The organism is Scytonema sp. PCC 10023, assembly GCF_963920835.1.
GTDB lineage: Bacteria > Cyanobacteriota > Cyanobacteriia > Cyanobacteriales > Nostocaceae > Kalymmatonema.
The window spans coordinates 1-19,427 of sequence record NZ_CAWUDP010000109.1 but is presented as its reverse complement, the minus strand read 5'-3'; the positions used below and the strand labels follow the sequence as shown (position 1 = coordinate 19,427).

Below are 19,427 nucleotides of genomic sequence, written 5' to 3'. Positions count from 1 at the left end.
CAGTACCAGCCGCAGTGACGCCTCGCTTTGGTGGGGGATTTAAACCCGCCCTCCGGGTATCTCCTATGCCTTCGGCACGCTACGCGAACGGAGACGCTGAGCGCAAAGCGCACGCTCCGCGTTAGCGAAGCTCCTCTGAAGGAGGCACGCGAACGCCACTGCGGTCTTGGGGTTTCCCCAAGACCGCAGTGGCTCACCACCAACGCTTTCCACGCTCTTGGTGGGGGACTTAAACATGCGCGGATGAAACTGATAACTGATAACTGATAACTGGTAACTGTTAAAAAGGAGGTGTTTTTTTACAAGCACTAAATTTATGCACTTTGATTGGAAGCTTGAATAATCAATTAGTTGAATCCTTGAAAGTTACTTATTTTAACTGGTTGTCAACTCTTGTAGAAGAAATCATTTCTTCTACTTGAAGGTTGAAAAAACTCTCTTTTCTCAGCAAAGTGTATTCACTTTGTAGAGGATTGTCATGTCTCCAAATAAAAATTACAACGGTACAAAAATGTCTGACAATAATAACACTAACAAGAACTCTTCTGAATCTACTAATAATCAATCTCAGCGACGATTGGTTATTGTTACAGGTGACAAAGGGGGTGTGGGAAAAAGTACCTTTGCACGAGGGTTATTACAGCTTTACATTAATAAAGATTTGGTGTGTGTTGCATATGAAGCCGACCAACGCAATCCTCAATTAGAGAGGCATTATGTAGACAAGTATAGACCTTTAATACGTTATGTTGATATCTTTCGTAAGGGTCAAGCTGATAAGTTGTTAATTGATATGGATAATGAGAGACAATTTTCTCTCTTTTTGTTAGATTTACCTGCTCAGTCAGGTGGTTTTTTTGAAAACTATGTTAAAGAATTGTCATTTTTTGAACTTTTAAGGGACATTAATTGTCGAGTTACGATAGTTTCGGTTATTAGTAGGGTACTTGACTCTGTTAACGTGTTAGAAAAATTGCAAGAACTTTGTCAACACCAAGTAGATTATATTGTTGTCAAGAATTTATTTCATGGTGAAGAAGAAAAATTTGAGCGCTATAATGACTCTCAAATTCGTAAGGAACTGTTATCAAAAGGGCTGGTAGAAATAATGATGCCGGACTTGTTTTACCAACCTTATGATTTTATTGACCGTTATCGTTTGACATTTAATGATGCTCTTACTCATCATGAAACAAATATTGTCATTAAAGCAAGGGTTAAGTCTTGGGTTACTGATTTTGAAGAAAAAATTAAGCCAGCTTTTCATCTGTTAGGCTTCAATCAAGAGCCACTTTCTGGTTATTATAACAAGATGATTGAAGAGACTAAGAAAGCTAAAGAAAAAGAAAAAAAGAAGTCTCAAACAAGTGCTGCAAATAAAGAAAAAGAGAAGTCTCAAATCAATACTACAAATAAAGAAAAAGAAGAGATCCAAACAAATGCTACAAATAAAGAAAAAGAAGACTCTCAAAAAAATCCTGTGTAATATATTTATTTTTGTGACTTGATGATGAATGGAAAACGTTTTGTAATTACGGTTGGGGATGCCCGTGTCGGTAAGTCCACAATTTCCAGGATTCTACTAGAATTGTACCTGAAAAATAAACTTAATGCGCGTGTTTTCTATCACGGGTATCGCAATAAGTTGTCAATGTATCAAACAGAAGGCTTTGATATAACCCATTTGGGTTTTTCTAGGGGTGATTCTGATAGGCTGTTACTTGACTTAGAGATGTTCCCAAATATTGAAGTAATTTTGACTGATATGCCAGGTCAAAACTTACCAGAATTTAAGATTTTTGAGAAAGATGTTTCGCTGATAGAAAATATCAACTGTCTGGGATATCGTGTCACTTTCTTGCACCCGATATCCCATCGGAAAGATTGTGTTGAGGAGTATCTTCAGGATTTATGCCAACACTTTGGCGATCGCGTTGATTATGTGATTATAAAAAATCATTACTTTGGTAACCAATTTCGGTATTATGACGGTAGTAAAGTCCAAGCTGAGCTTCAAAAATTAAACAGCTTGGAGTTGGTTTTAGGTGCGTTGCATAATGATTTTTACCAGTTGCTTGAGGATACGGCTTTACCTTATGTTCAGGCAATTAAAGCTGACTCGCAGCTTAACATGATTCAGCGTTCGATAGTATTTAACTGGGTGGAGAATTTCCACAGTTCAATAGTTTCTAACGGAATTGCTTCTAACTATTTGGGTTTGAGTGCTACTCGTGCGGAATTAGTGTTTTCGGGTGCAAGTACGCAAACTCCTGACAATCTTGATTCAACTGAAGACTTTGAACCAGAGAAATGGTAAGTACTTGCTTTACCAAGTTGAAAGTTAGATTTTTGAAGAAGAACCCAGAAGTCAGAATTCAGGAATCAGAATCAATTAGTGGGGGATTCAGACCCGCCACTAATTGTAGACCACTAAATCTTTGATTTAGTGGGGGACTTAAACCCACTTATTCATCCGCCAGTCGTACAGAATTCATACTGAATTCTGACTCCTGACTCCTGAATTCTTTCTTGTTAAATTCATTATTTAATTGACCTATGACTAATATTGTAAAAGTTGTTGAAAAACTTGTTGCCACCTACACTGAGGAGAAAAAAGCTGAGGTTGCTGATTGGATACTTCAGTTGGGCATTCGACCAGATGACCCTTTGTTTAACCTATATGCGGAGTTAGGTACAACCCAGTTTGTGTTGCAGCAACTACCAGGTAAGCTTGACTCGGTTGTGGTGGGTTGGGCTGACATGGTGGATGATAAACTTAACACTGCGTCTCACGTGGCTGTACAGCAACAAAAGAGCGCGATCGCACAAGCAGCGAAGGACTTGATTCAAAAGACCAAGCAGGATGTTGGTGAAAGTTTACCACATTTGAGCATAAGTAATTGGCGACTAGCGCAAGTAGCGGGGGTATTGGGATTTGTGTTGGCGTTAGGAACTGCTATTGGTGTTTTTACACACATGACGGTTGCAAGTACTGCAAAATCTTCCCAAGCCGTTTTGCCACCCCAAGACAAAAAGCTTTTGGACTGGGCAAAATCAGATGAGGGTAAGGTAGCGTATAGCATTTATACTAAAAACGCCGCCATTATCAGAACTTGCCGCCAGCAGAAAAAATTTGCTGGCGGTTGTATTATTGCAATTGATTAGCTGTTCATGCAGCCCAGCCTTTGTGTTGGCTGCTAGTTCTTTTGCTTTTTTGGCTGTTTTTCTTGACTACTGTGCAAGATGGTTCGTTAGTCTCTTGTTCAATCTTCATGTCTGTGAACTCTAAAATTCCTAGTCGGATTCCTTCACGCATAGCATTTAATTTATCTTTTACACCGAGTTTGGTGAACATGGTATGCATATACGACCGCACTGTACCCTCAGACAAGTACATCTTGTTAGCGATTTGGTCGTTTTTCATACCTTGGGCAATGAGTTTAAGAATTGTTATTTCTTTGACAGAAAATTCGCTTAGTAATTTGTATGAGTTTTTTTCAAACGAGTCCTTTGATCTGAGACTCTCAATTAGAATGCGATTGATGCTTGGGTCAATCCACGATTCGCCATTGTACGCAGCAAGTACTGCTTCAACGAGTCGTTCTCCCTTTTCTTCTCGGGTGCATCCTTTACTATAGTAGCAGTCCGCACCGTTACTTAGCGCTGCGTTAATAACTTCCCGACTGCTATTTGCAGTCATAACGACTATTTTAACTGCTTGATTTGTGTACTTAATTCTACTAACAATGTCAACACCACTAATATCAGGTAAATCAATATCAACAATGACGATATCTGGTTGTTGATTATTGATAAGCTCTAACCCTTCTTTACCATATTTGGCAAGTCCACATACCTGAATTTTTCCGGTTTCGGATAGTATGGTTGCTGCGCCGATTCTGGATACATCTTCATTCTCAATAATCACAATATTAATGAGTTTCATAGAAAAAAATGATATTATGTTAAATGATTAAAAAAGCAAAAGTACGTAAGCGCTACGCAGAGCGAGGTACGCGTAGAGTGTTCGGAGGACATAGACACAAGGCAGAAGGGAATCTCCATGCCATAAGGTAGAGGAACTTAACAAGGAATATAATTTCATTTTGTCCTTGCCATAAGGTAGGGGGTTATACCATTTACGCAAGGCACAAGGGCTTTTAGTATCATCAAAAACTTATTTCCTTCTCTTGTCTGGCACACCACTTGCACTCAACGGGACGGACGGTTTCTTCCGGCTTTCTTTACCCTCCTCCGTTAGCGCTAGCTCTCAGCGGGTGAAGGCACTGTCCTCAGGAACCTCCAAGGACGCAGTGGCTCGTCTGTCCTTTGCGTTGCCCGAAGGGCTTTGTCATATTCTTTATATCATCTCTTTTTAGGTTGAGTCATACTCTTTACAAAGAATATATAGTTAATATAGCTTTGTAACGATTATTGTAAATAAAAATGGCACTCAATCAAAGTCCTATTATTTATAATTTTTATAATTTTTTTGCTGGTTTAAAATGAGCTACTTACGTATATTTATTTACGTAATTTTGTTTTATATAAATAGTTTTTGATAAAGTTTCTATTAACTAATATGAAAACTAAAAATAAAGTTTTAGATACAATTGAAGCAGTTTGTGGCTGGCTTATCATGGGATTGTTGTGTTTTATTGGCTTAGGTTTATTGCCAGTAAAATCAACAAATTTAGCTGATTATGCTTTGTCTCTTTTTTATTTCGCATACGCTGTTATTGTTTGTCCTAAGATGCCCCTCCAGATGAAACAAAGGTATCTTCTTATATTTATATTTTATTTCTATGGAATCTGGGCAGGGCTAATCTAGGACTTCACCGAAGAAGGGGTTGCAGGTTTGGGTGTAGGGTGTAGGGGTTCATAGAGTTGTTTGATGAAATGAAAACCCTAAGAAGAGCACCCAAATGGTTTGAAGCCCCTCAATTTATTGATGGAGAAAACAAAACCCATTCCTTATTTGAAACCCCTCAATTCATTGATGGGGTTCCCTACACCCCACACCCCATCTCCCACACCCTGTTCATCAAGTTAACCGAGTTCTTTATCAGATTGCTTGGTTTGAGTTAGCTGCTGATTTTCTTCACGGCGTGCTTGTTGTTCAAACAGTGCTTTTAAGCGCTCCAATTCATCTTTAGTAAGGTTATTAATGATGATAGAGTATTCTTCTGAGTTATTGTTCCTAGATGCTAATAATAGTGATTCTTGGTTTTCTTCTAATTCAGGATAAGTTCTATCAAGACTGAGAGTTTGTAAGCCTTTCTCTAACCGTAGGCTAGCGGTATATTCCTCACCCTTATAAACAATACTTTGTGTCTCATTATCTAGTTTTCCATATGTATTTAAGCGTTTTATAATCATAGGAATAACGAACTGTTGAATTTGAGATTCAGTGGCAATTGGTTGTCTCTTATCTTCTTGGCTGTCTTCTGTTGGGTTGCCACTGTTATCGTCATTTTTACTTGTGGAGTTGCTTTTAAACTCTGATTCAGCAGTCTCCTCCACTATTTTATTATTTTCAATTAATGAAAATAATTGTTGATTAATGAAAGTGATTTGTTCAATTTCTACTGACTTAATTTTTCCTTCAGCTTGTGATTTTTGGTTGATTTCGTTTAGGGTTAGACTTAAATTTTGAGCAACTTCTTTCTGTTTTTCGGCACTAGGAGGATTGAGTGCTGCCTCTTCAAATTTTTTAGAAGGAATATCAAGCTGTTTGATTAACTCTCTAACCATACTAGCTGCTTGCGAAACTGTATATCCTTGTTCCAATGCGATTTTAATTAGTGTTTCCATTTGTTTTTTATCTTTCAACTAAATCTTTTTTGATATCTTTCAGTGTGTTTTCAATACGCAACTTCATGAATTGAAAATCTTGTAAGCTTTCATCATTGATGTTATTTACCTGGATTGTTCCTTCTTTAATATATAATAATACGTTGTCATCTTTATCCTTAACTAAGTAAGTTTGATTTTGGGCTTTGGTGGCGATTTTGTACTTTTCAGTTTGTACTGACATGATGCCATTGATATCTTCTTGCCCAATTGTTTTAACCACACGTTGGGCAAGACTTGTCATTTCGTTAATTTTTTCTAGTTCTTTAATATCTCGCTCCATTGCTTTAAAAGTCTTTTCAAGACTAATATTTTCTTTGATGTATAAATCAGTTACCTCTTGAATTCGTGATAAATAATTTTCTGATTTATTAAGCTTTTGAGCAGCTATATACCAATCTTGAAGATTTTGAACTGTATTTGCTCTCATCCGCTCGATGATTCCATCCATCGCTCCAACCGGCTGTGTTCTGGGATGAGAAGGCGATGCAAGCGCCTGCTCAATATCGGGCTGTTGGGTTTGTTGCGGCGGTTTTACTGGACTTGGACTAGGAGGGGATTTCTCTTTCAAGAGGCTCTTTTCTAGGACATTGATGTACGCCATCTTTAGCGCTCGGATATACGGCGATTGTTCCCCCTTCCCTTCCCAAAAGTTATCTTTTGAGTTGGACACGTAATAAGTGCATTGTTGTAGCCATTCGACTCCACCCCGTTCTGTGACTGCTTCAACTAGTCTCGGGTGTTGCTCAAAGCGTGCAGTAAGTATTTCAGCCATTAGTTGAACTCTGGGTTCGCCTAATAACAAGGTTTCTTTATAGGCATAGAAAGCTTGCTCTGCCGACAAGAACGGTTGCCCTTCGGGTTTTGATTGCGTGTAGGTTTCTGGTCCGTAGCTACCAGCTGGCATTGCCTGATTGTCACGGAAGGAGACAATATACTCACCCTGGATAGTACCTACTTGCTTGGATTTAACTGTTGTGCTGGTAAGTACAGCACCTAGAGAGTCAGGACAACGCGAGTTAAAGTTAATGCCAGGGGCTACTTGTTTTTCTGTTTGAACTTTTGGTGAAATGATTTCGGAAGTTACTACGGGTTTTTCTTGTTCTGCAGTATCAAGTGTAGCAGGTGAGTTACGAGTGTTTTCTTTGTTCTGCTGGTACGCAAGTCCTATTTGTACGATTTCAGCTACCGCAGCTTGTAGCCCTGGTGCTTTGCTTTCCCGATTGCCAGCAATGTTGAGAGTTTGAATGTTGTTTTGTTCGACAAACTCGCGGAGTTGCTGTGCGGCGGTGGGACGATTATTGAGTGAAGTATCGATCGGTACGTGCAATACTGGCTTACCCATATTTTGGGCTGCTTGTACTGTGAAGCGGCTACCAGGGCTATTGACATCGCCAAAGATGGCAGTACCGTCAGAATTACGAATGTTTTCAACCGTGCGCTTGTTGTACGTTTCGGTAGCGGTACTTCCTTTTTCCCCCTCGACAAGTCCATATTCTTGCAGGTTGGGATTCGCACCGTTTTCGGTCATCCATCCGGCAGCGGCTGTGCCTCCAGTAATTAGTCCCAATGCCTTTGCGCCTCGGAGTCCCCCCATATCAGCGCCAGCTTGTCCGCCGCTAATAACTTTAACTGGTTGGGTCTTAACTTCTGTCTTTGTTTCAATATTGGTCGGTGCAACTGAAACGGTTGCTTGTTGTGATTTTTCGACTACATTGGTATATACTTCAGTGAGAGCGCGGATGAATGCTGAGTCCTTACCCTTACCTTCCCACTGTTTATCTTGGGTATTGGTGATATTGGTACAGTTTTCTAACCACTCAGTTCCCCCTCGTTCTGCGATCGCACTACATAGTCGGGGGTGCTGTTCGAGCTTAGCCTGGAGTACTTCTACCATCAATTTGTATTCATCTGTCGATGGATTTAACTGCTTCTGGTGATTGAATGCGTGTTCGGCAGATGCATATGCTACACCTTCAGGCTTCTGCAAGTGGGTTTCTACTCCATACCGTCCGGCAGCAGCTTCTGGGTTGTTATTGACTGAAACTTGATAATCGTTTTGTAGCTTACCTTCTTCTTTGGCAAGTGCAGTGGCATTGGCAAGTGCTGCTAAGAGCCCATCTTTGGAGTCGGGACTGATATTAACAGAAGCGGCAGGTTGTTTTTGTACGGGTGCGCCAGTTTGCACAGTCGGGGGAACCCCAACGCCCTTACAGGTATCTCCTGCCCAGACGCGAAGTGCAAGCGTTGCTCCTCCCTTAGAGGCATTCCAGTTTCCTAGGTTGGGAAACCCGTCCACGGCACTGTCCTGTGCAACGCACTGGTTTGGGAACGGAACAATCTTGCCGTTGACGTAATCCCCCAGGGGTTCCATAAATAAGCCATATATCCTACGCTTCTGTGCCTGAGTTTGAGTAAGTTCTTTTACTGAGTGTTTTTCCCAGTTTGCCCAGGCTTGTTGATAAGCTGGGTTTTGAATCATCTGGGGGGTAATTTCGTATTGCTTACCTACCCGGAAGGCTACTTGCTCGCCATTTTTACCAAGGGCTACCGCAATATCTCCTTCCTTGATGCCATAAACTTTTTGGTAGTCTACTCCCCTGGTGGTGTGTACCCGAAAGTGTCCGCGCATGGCATCGATGGTCGTGTTGACTGGTAGTTTGGGGGGTTCACCATGCAGTAAGAGCGAGTAAACCATTGGTACTGGTTTTCCAAATATACTAGGGTTTTCTGGAATCTGGGGGTTTTGAGCACGCCCTGTAGTCTGATTTCCAATGGTAATAATTTCTTTGACGGTTAGTTGATTTTGCTTGGGCGTGGGCGTGTTTCGAGTGGCTTCTTTGAGGGAGTTGTAGCTGCGTTTGACTTTAATCTCTCCCCCAGGTGTCCACTCGTCGCTTTTGATAGTGAGGTCATCATTACTGTTGACTACCGCGCGGGGAGATTGCTTTGAGGCGAGGAAGTTTTCAAATTTCTCGCGCACGCTATTATCTTTACCCAGGTCATTTTTCACCGACCAGATGTTGATGGACCATCTGCCAGCTTCCGTGTTAAAGGCGGCATGTTCGTTTTTGCAGTTGAAGCGCGTTACTATACCCGATTCCAGCTTAAATTCCTGATATTGGGCGTTAGGATTTTCTCCCTTAGTCCACGCCATTTGCTCTTTGGCGGCGCGGTATCCCCACTCCGAGTTTCCTATATTGATGCTGCGGGCTTCTGTTGCGGCGTAGGAATCGTCACCGTGGTAGTTGATGCCAGATCCTGGTTGTTCTGAGTAAGTTACCAGAACTATATCGGCATCAGGGTATACTTGCTTAACCAGCGCTATCAGTGCGTCGTCTTGTACTCCTGGCTTAAAGTCTTTCTCTTTTAAGTCCCATTTTGCTCCTACCCATGCTACTTGCCTTCCGGGTGAATAATTTGATTTGTCGTTTTCGAGCAGGGGTTTGAAATGAGTTTCGAGATGCGATCGCAGGGCTTCGACTTTATCAGGACTGACTTTGCCGAGGATTTCGATAGCCTTGGTGGGGTCGGCAGCTCTTGCGGATGGTAATGTTATGGATTCATTACTTTCGACAAGAGCAATAGCTGGGGTGCTTAATTCAGTTTGTTGAGTGCGTTCGTCGCCGAGTACAAATATTTGTTCTTTGAAGCGCGTCATGGCGACATAACGCAATTGGTTGTGTTCTCTGATACCGCGTTCGCGTTCTTTGGGGTCTTGTTCTTTCAGCGCAAGCTGCCTTCGGTAGTTAATGTTGCTTTCATCAACTAACCCTTTACGAATTGTTTTACCTTGAGAGTTGTGTACGGTAATCGCATACGCCAGACGAATATCGCCATATTGCTGTTTATATGTAGCAGGAACGGCATATTCTCTTTCTCCTAGAGGTTTGGAATGTTCAATTTTGAATAATTTGTCAACATCTTCAGCAAACAAAAGTTTGCTTTCTTGGGCTACAGCTTTGAATTCAATTTCCTTGTTATCTTCGTTGACTCCTGATAATACCCAAACATTGTAGTTATTTTCTCGAATTTTCTCGGCTTTGATAATCGTCATTTCTTCTGAACTATGCAGAAGAGTCTTGAGGTTTTCCCTATTGTCCTCAATAACAGGACTGCGTGCCATAATTCGCATACCTGGCACGTATTCTGGACTATTTTTTCCGAAAATCTGCTCTTTAACGAAGGCGTTAATTTGGTCTACGCGGCTGTTTGTATAGGCAATTACTTTGACGCTACTGTTATCTTCCTTAAATTCCTTAGAATTAAATAGTTCGACTATTTTTTCTTTAAAATCGTCTTTAGATAGTGCAACAATAGTGCCGTCTTCGGAGGTGCGAATTGCTTCAGGTTTTGTACTGTCGATATTGTTGCGAATAGTTTCAGCGGTTTTACCAATGTCACCACCGTAGCGCATGACTTCTGTTAAATCTGCACGATTTTCGATCTGGAATACGGCGCTGGCTGGTTCACCAACGGGAGGAAGTTGTGCATCGTCTCCCATATAAATCACTTTCACGCCTTGTTTGGCAACCTCTTCAAGCTTTTCGCGCAACGCTTTATTTATCATCGAACTTTCATCGACGACGATGATATCGTACTTGAGGTGCTGGTTATTCCTTTCTTTTTTATCGCGGTCGTAAAATACCTCGCCGGTGACTTCGTTATACTTTTCTTTGAGTCCTAATAGTGAATGTGTTGTCTTAGTATCGGCTTCAATTCCTTGTGATTCTCCCATTTCGCGCAATACTTTAACCGCGCTATTGGTGGCAGCAGTAAAACAAATTTTTGTCTGCTGTTCTCCCTGTTTGAGTATTTTGAGTAATTGCTGAATAACGTAAGTTTTACCTGTACCAGCGTATCCCGTTAGTAAGAATTCGTTATCTTTACTGTTACCGCTAATCGGTTGTTGGGAGAAAGCAACCATCTTGCTTAACGCATTCTTTTGTCCTTCGTTGAGTGTTGCTATACTATTTTGTAGTACAATATCAACTTGTTTGCGAGTTGCTGCGAGTTTATTCTCATTTAATTTAGTTTCTGCTATCTTTTTTGCGCTTGAGCTTTTTCCGTTGTTAGAAACAAAACTAACTTCTTGTTTCTGAAACTGGCTTAATAGCGTTTTTGCTTCTTGATGTAACGGTTTGAGGTCGGATGATTTTACTTGATATCTGTCTTGAAGTTGGTATATAACAGTAGAAGAATCACCTTCTAGTTTAATATTCGTAATTCCCATCTCTTGGGCTTTTTTCAATCCCAGTATTGCAGCTTTATATTCTGCTTGTGGTCCCGTTGCTGTTCCGATAGACTCGCTGATTTGTATCTTTTTACCATCAGGAGTTGTGATTTCTACTCCCGCTGCAGCATCTTTATTATCGCTGTTAATTCCCTTGAAGCTTATGATAGCTACATTACTTGTAGCGGCTTCTTGACTTTGTGTATTCTCAAATGCTTTTTCTGCTTTTTGAGTAATTAATTCAAATGATTTTTCACCGTATTTTTCGATGGCTTTCTGCTTTAGCTTGAGAGCTTCTTCAAGCTTATTACCATTTAGTTCTGTGTTAGCTTCTCTTTCTAGTTTAAGAATAGGTTTAACTTCTTCAACTGCTTTGGATGGAAAGCTTTCAATTGCAGAAGCTAGCTGAGGGTAATTATTTACTAGAGTATCTTGTACAAACTTGCTCCACTCACTGCTAGTCGTAGGAGATGGTACTTCGTTTTCTACCTCGGTAGCAGCTTTAATCCATGCTAATTCTAAATTAGTAAGTTTTTGTGCTTCTGTGTTAAGTTCTTCTTGATTGAGGTTAGGAATACTTTCTATGAACTCTACAAACCTTGCGGATGGTGGTTCATTTAAGTCTATGTACCTTTCAACGTTAGTTTGATTATACTCTGACCATAATTTGCTATGTTGAAGGTATAGATTACTGCTGTAAGACTCTAGCTCTTTGATAATTTCTTCACTAAATTCTGGTTGTTGTTCTAACCAATCTGTAAATTCCTCTTGCTGAGAGCCTTTTTTAGAACTATTATCAAGTTCTGTTTTAATTTTAAACGTTTTTTTTATTAGTTGTAACTGTTCATCAGAAACATCTTTGGCTTTGAGGTTAAACTCATAATAACCCTTATTAAAACCCTCTGTATTGTCTAAAGTTTCATCAAAATCGAATCCATTCTCATGAAGAAAATCTCTGGCTTTTGTAATTTCGCGGAAGTCTACTACCAATGCGATCGCAGGTGAATATCCGTAATCTTCTGATACCCAGCTATACTCTGGTGTGTATGCAATAACTGCTTCACGCTGTGGCGAGTTATCTAGCCCTTCGGCGGTCGTTGCACTTGGAGTGCTTGGTGGTAAATTGAAGTATGGGTTTGTTTGTGGGTTATACCTGTAGTCTTGTGTTATCTCTGTTGCCACAGGTTTTTGAGAAAGGATACTTACTTGTAGTTCCGTTTGTCCTGTTGGCACTTCGCCTGCGATTCCTATGGAAAGCTTTGCTAACGCAGGGGGTGTACCAGTTGCATTTTCCTCTTGTACAGGTTTTGCAGGTGTAATTCCTAATGGCGCTTCTTCCTGGTTTAGCTTTTTTAAACGGTTAGGCAGCGATTGAAGTGCCTGTTTGTATTCGCTTAATTCTGGACTTTGGTTTTGGGACAGCAGGCTACCCTGTTGATAAACCCTTTCGCTGAGTTCTTGACTTAACGATTCGTAACGCTCAAATCCCGATCCGTTGCTAATGTCAATAGGTTCTCCCAGCAGGGTCTTTAGACCTTCTTGAAGTTCTGAGCCTACTTGGTTATTCTCCAGGATAAATATTGCCGTGTTACTGTCGTTTTCGATGATGTAACTATTTTCTGTATCTTTGGACTCTAACCAGTCGTGTACTGCAATGGCATCTTGTGCTGGGACTACGAATCCTACAGCGTCTTTGATTTGTTGCGAACCTTCTTCATCAATATAAGCTGGGTTATAGAAATATACAGTTTGTTCGGGAATAATTGGGGTGGGTTGTAGAAGAGTATCTGCACTTTTGATATTACCACCAGCACGGTCAATAAACGTTTGTTTTAGTTCATCACTGATGGTACTTTCATCGAGCATGAATACAGTCATACCCTTTTTGGCTTCTAACCGAGCTTGTGACGCCGGAAGCTGTTCGTATGATACTCCTACTTTTTCTAGATACTTTTTCGTTCTTTCGGCTAATTTTTCATCAACTGCTAATCCCACAATTCCTACTAATTTTTGTTCTTTATCTTGGAACATTATTGTAGGACGTTCGTTAATTTTAGCAAGTATTTGGTTACTTTTTTCTTGCTGTTCGTTCCTGACAGGCTGCTCGTTGCTTACAAGCTGACTGCGCTTAATCCATCGGTCGGAATACTGTACAGTTTCTGGGTTAATGGTTATCTTGCAGGTACTTTCATTACTGGTAATTTGTACAGGGATACTGGTTCGCTGCTGATTGGAGCGAATAATACCTGTATCAATTAGTTTTTGTACAGTGCTACTTTCTTTTCTTTGCCACTGTATCTGTCCATTTCCTTTATTTAACTCGGCTTCGAGTCGTTCGGCGTGCTGACCGATAATACCGAGTGATTGGTCGCCGATCTTAGCGATATAAACGTGCTTTTTATCAAATGCTCTAACTAAAGTTTCTCTAAACCCTTGGTCATTAAGATCCTGTTTTTTGTACCTTGGATTAGTAATATTAATTCGTAACAGATTACCTTCAGTTGTTTCTGCTATAGCATAAGCATTTTCTCTAGTCGTGATGGTTTGAACTTTAAGCTTTAACTGTTGTCCGTTTCCGGGCTTTTCTGCTAACCAGCCTTGGACAATGCCCTCTTTTACTGATTCCTTATCGATATTACCTAACTTTTCCGGGTTGTTACCATTTTGAATATAAATACTATAGTCTTCTCGAATCAGGTCAACTTTTTCGATTGTTAACATTACCGAAGAAAGGCAGAGGGCAGAGGGCAGAGGGCAGAAGGAAAGAAGGTAAGCTTTGATACAAAAATAAGTCCTCTGTTCTCTGCCATAAGGTTTAAAGCCCCTGAATTTATTTATGGAGAAAAATAAACGCGTAGCAACTTTATTAAATCCCCCGAATTCATTCGTGGGGACGCCTTCTGCCTTCTGCCTTCGTACTTCTGCCTTCTTAAAGGTTCATTATTGAACCTTTGAGAATTATTTCCAAACTTATTAACTTCACCTACCTTAAAGGTGAGTTCTGGAAGTCCGGGTACTTTGGTTGTGACAGAGGCAGTATATACCTCACCTTTGGCGATGCTGGCAGTAGCAGTAGTACCAATGGGCAGTCGAGCGTTATTCTGTTCGATGTTTCCAAATGTTTCGTAATTACCCTCTTGATTCTGTATTTCAATTACGCTCTTTCCATTTTCGCCTATATTAAACCGAATATTTTGGGGTTGATTCTCATTAAAAACTTCACTATTGCGGTCGAACCCAGTGATGCTAAATTCGCTAAACTGAAGTGTTTCTAGCCGACTGATAATTTCTTGGGAAAAGGCAGCAAATGCGAAATTAGAAACCTTCTTTTGGTTATCGTTACCTTTTTCATTACTACTTTCACGAGTAGTTGAAACTGCCCATGTGGCAGCCGCCATTGCTAGTTTTTGGTCTAGGACGCTATCGCGTCCCGCTTCGCTATCGGGAACCGAATTATAAAATTCCTCTGCTGCTTGATAGGCTTTTTGGTAGAGAAGTTTAATCTGACCTTCACTCAGTTCAGGCTGGAAGGATATTTTGTTAGAGGTTACTTCCTGTCCTGGCGTAATTCCTATCTCTTCCAGTTTATTTTCCTGCTCCTTAGCAAGCGTTCCTAATGCTCTAAACTTGGGTTTACCATTCTCAGTTTCATCGTTGATTTGGGCGTATAAGATATATTTATGCGAGCGGCTAATACTGCGTTTTTCGTCTGGTATTTCTGATAGTTTGAGGGTAATTTTATTAGCTTTCCAGATTAGTTCGTTATCATACTGTAGAAGGTTAGTTACACTGACTTGATTGCCATTAGCAAGTGTAATAATTGCCGACGGCCCTTTTTCCGTTTCTTTTTGTCTAGATAGCTCACTCGCTCGGTTAAATAATTCATCAAATTGCCTCTTGGCTACGGTGCATTGTAAGCGCTGTGAATTTGAAAATTCAACTCCCTTAAATAAATCCTGAAATTGGACGAGTTCGCGTGATTCGAGACGAGCCTTCTCAAAATACTGATTAGTTTTAGCAATTAATAATTCAACAGGCGAGTATCCCGTTGGTTGGATGGTGCTATCAATATAAATATCTTTCTTCTTGTCCCGTATGTAGTTGACTTCCCGGTGGAGAATCCGACTGTTGTTGCGGATAATTTCCATTTCGGGTTTTTTGGCACTTTTGAAGAGGTCAACCGCAATTTGGTTTTGAAATGCTGCTGACTCTATCATTTCGCGGTATATTCGGGTGTTGGTATTCATCGCAAAGAGCGCATTTGCCTGGGTTAGGGGTTTCTTGCGAACAGTTTGGACAAACTCTTCCAAGGAAGCGCGATACTTGTCGGGAACTTCTTTACCTTCTATACCCTTGGACTTTGCCCAGGCTTCTGTCTTGAACAAATCTTCGTAGTGTTTAGCTACCTGCTGTACGTAGTCAATTTGGTCTTTTTCACTACCAAAGGTTTTCAATATGGTAATTTCTGACTCTAACGCTTCGATTGACGTAAGGTGATTATTGATAACACCGACGCTAATGCCATCGCTCATGTGGATAGCAATTTCTTCAAATTCAGGCTGGGTACCGTCTTCTTGGTAGAAAGATTGTTTTTTAAGTTTAACAGTTGGAGCGTAAACGTTTTCAGGTAGGTTGCACTCAAGAGCTTCTGCTGTGAGGTTAGGGTATTTGCTTGCTGCAAGGAACCCGATGCAGTCACCATCGTAATCGCGGGCTTGGCGTTCCTGTTCGGACTCTTGGGGAAGAATTTCTAGTTCATAACCAGCTGATTGAAGTTTTTTAATATACTCGTTAAATTTATTGGTAAATTCAATTTTGTCTTTAGTTTCCAGCTTGCCGATATTTTTGTCCAAGTAATTTTCAATACCTTCTAACTGAATATTTTTCCCTTGGGCTTCGGGAAGGATAAATAAAAGTTGTTCGTTTAGGCGGTTGTAAATGCGATCGCTTGTTTCGTCCGAGACAGCGATAACACCTGCGAGGGGTTTGCCATCTGGTCCAAGTATGTCTTCTACAACTTTGTTGGTGGAGACACATAGACCGTTTGAGTTGAGGAAGGGGGAGCGGAAGTTGAGGACTTGTTCTCCATCCTGGTAATGGGGGATGGAGATTTCGCCGTTCTGCAGGTCTTTGGAGGGAATGACCATCGCCCGTTCAAACGTGAGCGTTTTGCCGATGGCGATTTCCTTCCACTCGTTTTGAACGAACCGAGCGAGTTCTCGCTGTACCTTCTCGGTTTCGAGCAGCTGTTCTTGTCCTTCCAGGTCAGCTTTGATGAGTTTGTAGATAAACGAGTCATTAGTAAGGCGATCGCCTACGACGGGCGCTCCCGCGCCATCGCGCAGTGTCTCTAACTCGAATGCTACTGTTGAATCGCTTTCGGCTTGTTCTTCAAGTGTGGTTGCTTGTTCTTCTAGAAAGGCTTTCCGCTTCTCGTACTTTTCGCAATAAAGTTGGGCTAGTTGCCGGGGGTCGTCCTGTGCTTCCTTAAGTCTTTTGGCTTCGAGTTCTAGTTGTTCGGTAAAGTCTTTCACTCCATTGGGGAAGGAAGCAAGTAACTGTGAGATAGCTGTCTTACCAAGTTCAGACTGTGATTTTTCACCTAACCAAATATTTTGCCTGTACAGTCCAGGTTGAATTTGTGGTTTAGTTGCGCCATTAGGGTTGTCTTTATCAGTTCCCTTGAATGCAGACAGGGGAAGAACTAGGTCAATTTTGGTCTGGTTATTGGGGTCTTGATAGTTAAGGATTTGGCCAAGGTTTGCAGGGCGCAGCGTACCTTTACCGAAGCGGTATTTTGTATCATTCCCGTCCTGGTCAATCCAGCCGAAGCGGTGCTGGATGACGCGGTATTGGTCGCCTTCTTGGTGTCCCGTTAGCTGGTGGTATAACTCTGTGGAAATTTGTCCGTAACAGTCCCCTGTTAGTCGATATGCTTGGTCATTGTTGATGATGCTAGCGTTTTCCCCATTGCTGTCATCAACAACTAAGACGTTTAACTCTCGGTTGACGGCATATTTGCATGCACCAAGGAAGATAGAGCCGTAAGCACCTCTATCTTTATTATCAGGACACAGTTGTTTAATGACATCTAGATATTCTTCTGGACCGTATAATAATCGGGTTTTTGAAGATAGTAATAACTTATGCCCATCAGGGTGATTTTTTAGTTGAAGAGCAGTAGACTTTTCGTCCATATGCCCAAAGGAAAAGTTTCCCCCAGGAAAAAATTTTTCTAGTAGAGTATTGTTAAGCGCTTCTTTTAAAAGTGAATCTGGGTTGTTAGTATTACCATCAATATGAATCCATTGATTTAATCTAGTGTCAAAATGTTTAGTTTGAATAGTCATATATAAAAAAATAAACTTATAAAATTTCTACTTTTTTGCACTAAAGTACCCCTAGAGTTCGATTTTACTTGCCCTATCTTGGTAATCCATTCAACAATTTTCTGATTTATACCTGCAAAATGTATTTATTTTAAGCTAATTATATTTTTGATTTTTTCTTGGTTAATTGCTTGTTAGCCTTATTTGCCGCAATATCAATATTTAAATATGGTAAAAAATTTACGAATTACTCGATTATGTTTTAACTAGTACTAAATTGGTCGTAATTTTCGTAATGTTTGCTATCTTGGTTGTGCTTATAGTTACAGTCCGCTCTGCACGGATTTGACCGCAACAGAGACGGTATTGGCTGCGAGCGTTAAAATTGCTATCGACTGTTAGGCATCGCGCTTCAGACGAAGCGCGATGGGCGAACGCGAGTGCGTGCGCTCCGCGCTCAGCCCCGTCATGGGCGATTGGGCTTTGCCCAGTGCCGTAAGTGGTTGTATTTTCTTCTTTCTAGTAAGCGCAAGTTTTTACTGTTCAATCCCCCCTTTAGATTGTGATTTATTGATTAGTGCTTGTTGAGTAAAAGTTCGCAGGCTTTCGATTTGCTCGATTTCGTTAGCTGTTAGTCGGGTGGGTTGAACTTCATACCACTTCCCCTCTGAGTACTGGGTTTGCATCACAGGAGTATTGTCCCCATGACGGCAAACACTCAGGACATTTTCATCTAGGCTTGCGCTCAATTCCCGTCCGTTGATACGGAGCCTATTAGTAACAAGCATATAGTCAGTAATGGTTGAAGGCAGGTGGCACAAGTGTGAAGGCAAAAGAGTTTCTTCTGAAGGAGATTGCTCGCTAGGGAGTTGTTCAGTAGTGGGTAGAAAGGTTTCTTCTGGGGGAGACTCTTGGGAGTGCTGTTCCTTTAGTTGCGCCTGTGATGACTGCATGGGAGGATAGCCCAAGATTTCATCTTCTATGAAAGTTGGTGGTTGTTTCTCCTCTTGGGGGGCAGGTACAAGTGGTTTTTCTTCGGGGGGCTGTAGCTCAGATGTGATTCGATAATTTTCATATACAAAGTTTGCGATGTTCCTGAAGGAGCCGCCTTTTGTGATGGGCAAAGCCCTACCTTCGGTGATCGCGTATTTATCTGTAGGGAAAGTTGAACTACTATCGTGGTTAACTAGTTCTGTGGAATCCCTCCGTTGTGCGGAAGATTCTTCTTTCTCTAGTGATAGTTCTTCCTCAACCTCAATTAAAACCACCTGAATTGGTTGCCTCAATTCTTCCTCTTGTGGCGGTGGCAGTTGTCCTTCTACCTCGCTTTCAACTGGTGGAGGAGTATTTTGACCATTCGGTAGTGACAGTTCGATTTCGGATTCTTCTTGTGGGGGAAGTGACTGTCGGGAGCGTTGTTCTTGCTGTGAGAACTGTACTTTCCTTTTTGTTCCGCCAGTTGCTGCAGTAACCTTATCTTCCAGTTTCGGCTCTACTATCAAACCCTCATCCGAATAATTGCTAGTCAGTAGATTTGTACTAATAGGTAGGTTAGAGTTTCTGTCGGTATCGCCGCTACTGTTGCTTGTACTGCTGCTAGTAGGTTTATCATTAGTACTGTATTGTTCCTTGCTAACATTGGTATTGTTTATACGGCTAAATGCCTTTGTTTTAGCTTGTTGGAGTACGTCTATATCCCTCGAAGGCTTATATATTAGCTTATATTCCGATTGGAGTTTCTTCCAACTGTAATGTTTGTATACTTGATAACCAGCAATTTTGACATGATTGTGGATGTAGGTAAAGCCGAGTAGTTCATCTCCCCTCATCTTGGGTAATACCGCAATGTTATTTTCCTCCAGTCGTTGGATGAAAGTAGAGATGGTGGGACTATCTTTAATGGCTTCCCCTATCGCTGACCGAATAATTTCCTTACTCGTTGGGGTTTTATGCTTACTAGACTCGTCCGAAAATTTGCAACACCCTCTGAGTCTGGCTTTGGATAGCGTTGA

Annotated in this window: 9 protein-coding genes; 4 read left to right on the top strand and 5 right to left on the bottom strand. The window is 41.1% G+C overall.

Annotation, left to right across the window (positions count from 1 at the left end; translation table 11 throughout):
• Positions 1-478: 478 nt before the first annotated feature.
• The 3 genes from ACM0OZ_RS39825 to ACM0OZ_RS39815 all read left to right on the top strand — a co-directional run bounded on the left by ACM0OZ_RS39825 (position 479) and on the right by ACM0OZ_RS39815 (position 3,165).
• Entirely contained in the window at positions 479-1,486 is a 1,008-nt protein-coding gene (locus ACM0OZ_RS39825; RefSeq protein ID WP_414588390.1) for a chromosome partitioning protein ParA, read from the top strand.
• Between the two features lie 21 nt (positions 1,487-1,507).
• Positions 1,508-2,317, top strand: a complete 810-nt coding sequence (locus ACM0OZ_RS39820) for a hypothetical protein (RefSeq protein ID WP_414588389.1) — start codon at positions 1,508-1,510, stop codon at positions 2,315-2,317.
• Between the two features lie 239 nt (positions 2,318-2,556).
• On the top strand, positions 2,557-3,165 hold the full coding sequence (locus tag ACM0OZ_RS39815) for a DUF6753 family protein (protein WP_414588388.1): 609 nt from the start codon (positions 2,557-2,559) through the stop codon (positions 3,163-3,165).
• A gap of 4 nt (positions 3,166-3,169) precedes the next feature.
• Here ACM0OZ_RS39815 and ACM0OZ_RS39810 read toward each other — a convergent pair whose 3' ends face one another.
• On the bottom strand, positions 3,170-3,946 hold the full coding sequence (locus tag ACM0OZ_RS39810; RefSeq protein ID WP_414588387.1) for a response regulator: 777 nt from the start codon (positions 3,944-3,946) through the stop codon (positions 3,170-3,172).
• Positions 3,947-4,582: 636 nt separating this feature from the next.
• On the opposite strand from ACM0OZ_RS39810, the gene ACM0OZ_RS39805 reads away from it, so the two are divergent.
• Positions 4,583-4,831, top strand: coding sequence for a hypothetical protein (locus ACM0OZ_RS39805; protein ID WP_414588386.1), 249 nt, complete (start codon positions 4,583-4,585; stop codon positions 4,829-4,831).
• Between the two features lie 218 nt (positions 4,832-5,049).
• Here the strand turns inward: ACM0OZ_RS39805 and ACM0OZ_RS39800 are convergent, their stop codons facing one another.
• From ACM0OZ_RS39800 to ACM0OZ_RS39785, 4 genes are all read right to left on the bottom strand, one after another.
• Entirely contained in the window at positions 5,050-5,832 is a 783-nt protein-coding gene (locus ACM0OZ_RS39800) for a hypothetical protein (RefSeq protein ID WP_414588385.1), read from the bottom strand.
• Entirely contained in the window at positions 5,822-13,807 is a 7,986-nt protein-coding gene (locus tag ACM0OZ_RS39795) for a YpsA SLOG family protein (RefSeq protein ID WP_414588384.1), read from the bottom strand. Before ACM0OZ_RS39795 ends, ACM0OZ_RS39800 begins: the two co-directional genes overlap by 11 nt.
• 113 nt (positions 13,808-13,920) lie before the next feature.
• On the bottom strand, positions 13,921-17,436 hold the full coding sequence (locus ACM0OZ_RS39790; protein ID WP_414588383.1) for a hypothetical protein: 3,516 nt from the start codon (positions 17,434-17,436) through the stop codon (positions 13,921-13,923).
• Between the two features lie 515 nt (positions 17,437-17,951).
• The coding region (locus ACM0OZ_RS39785) for a hypothetical protein (RefSeq protein WP_414588382.1) at positions 17,952-19,427 on the bottom strand (1,476 nt) is incomplete at its 5' end.

Coding starts and splice junctions, on each gene's coding strand:
- ACM0OZ_RS39825 (WP_414588390.1), top strand. CDS start 479: ATGTCTCCAAATAAAAATTACAACGGTACAAAAATGTCTGACAATAAT.
- ACM0OZ_RS39820 (WP_414588389.1), top strand. CDS start 1,508: ATGATGAATGGAAAACGTTTTGTAATTACGGTTGGGGATGCCCGTGTC.
- ACM0OZ_RS39815 (WP_414588388.1), top strand. CDS start 2,557: ATGACTAATATTGTAAAAGTTGTTGAAAAACTTGTTGCCACCTACACT.
- ACM0OZ_RS39810 (WP_414588387.1), bottom strand. CDS start 3,946: ATGAAACTCATTAATATTGTGATTATTGAGAATGAAGATGTATCCAGA.
- ACM0OZ_RS39805 (WP_414588386.1), top strand. CDS start 4,583: ATGAAAACTAAAAATAAAGTTTTAGATACAATTGAAGCAGTTTGTGGC.
- ACM0OZ_RS39795 (WP_414588384.1), bottom strand. CDS start 13,807: ATGTTAACAATCGAAAAAGTTGACCTGATTCGAGAAGACTATAGTATT.
- ACM0OZ_RS39790 (WP_414588383.1), bottom strand. CDS start 17,436: ATGACTATTCAAACTAAACATTTTGACACTAGATTAAATCAATGGATT.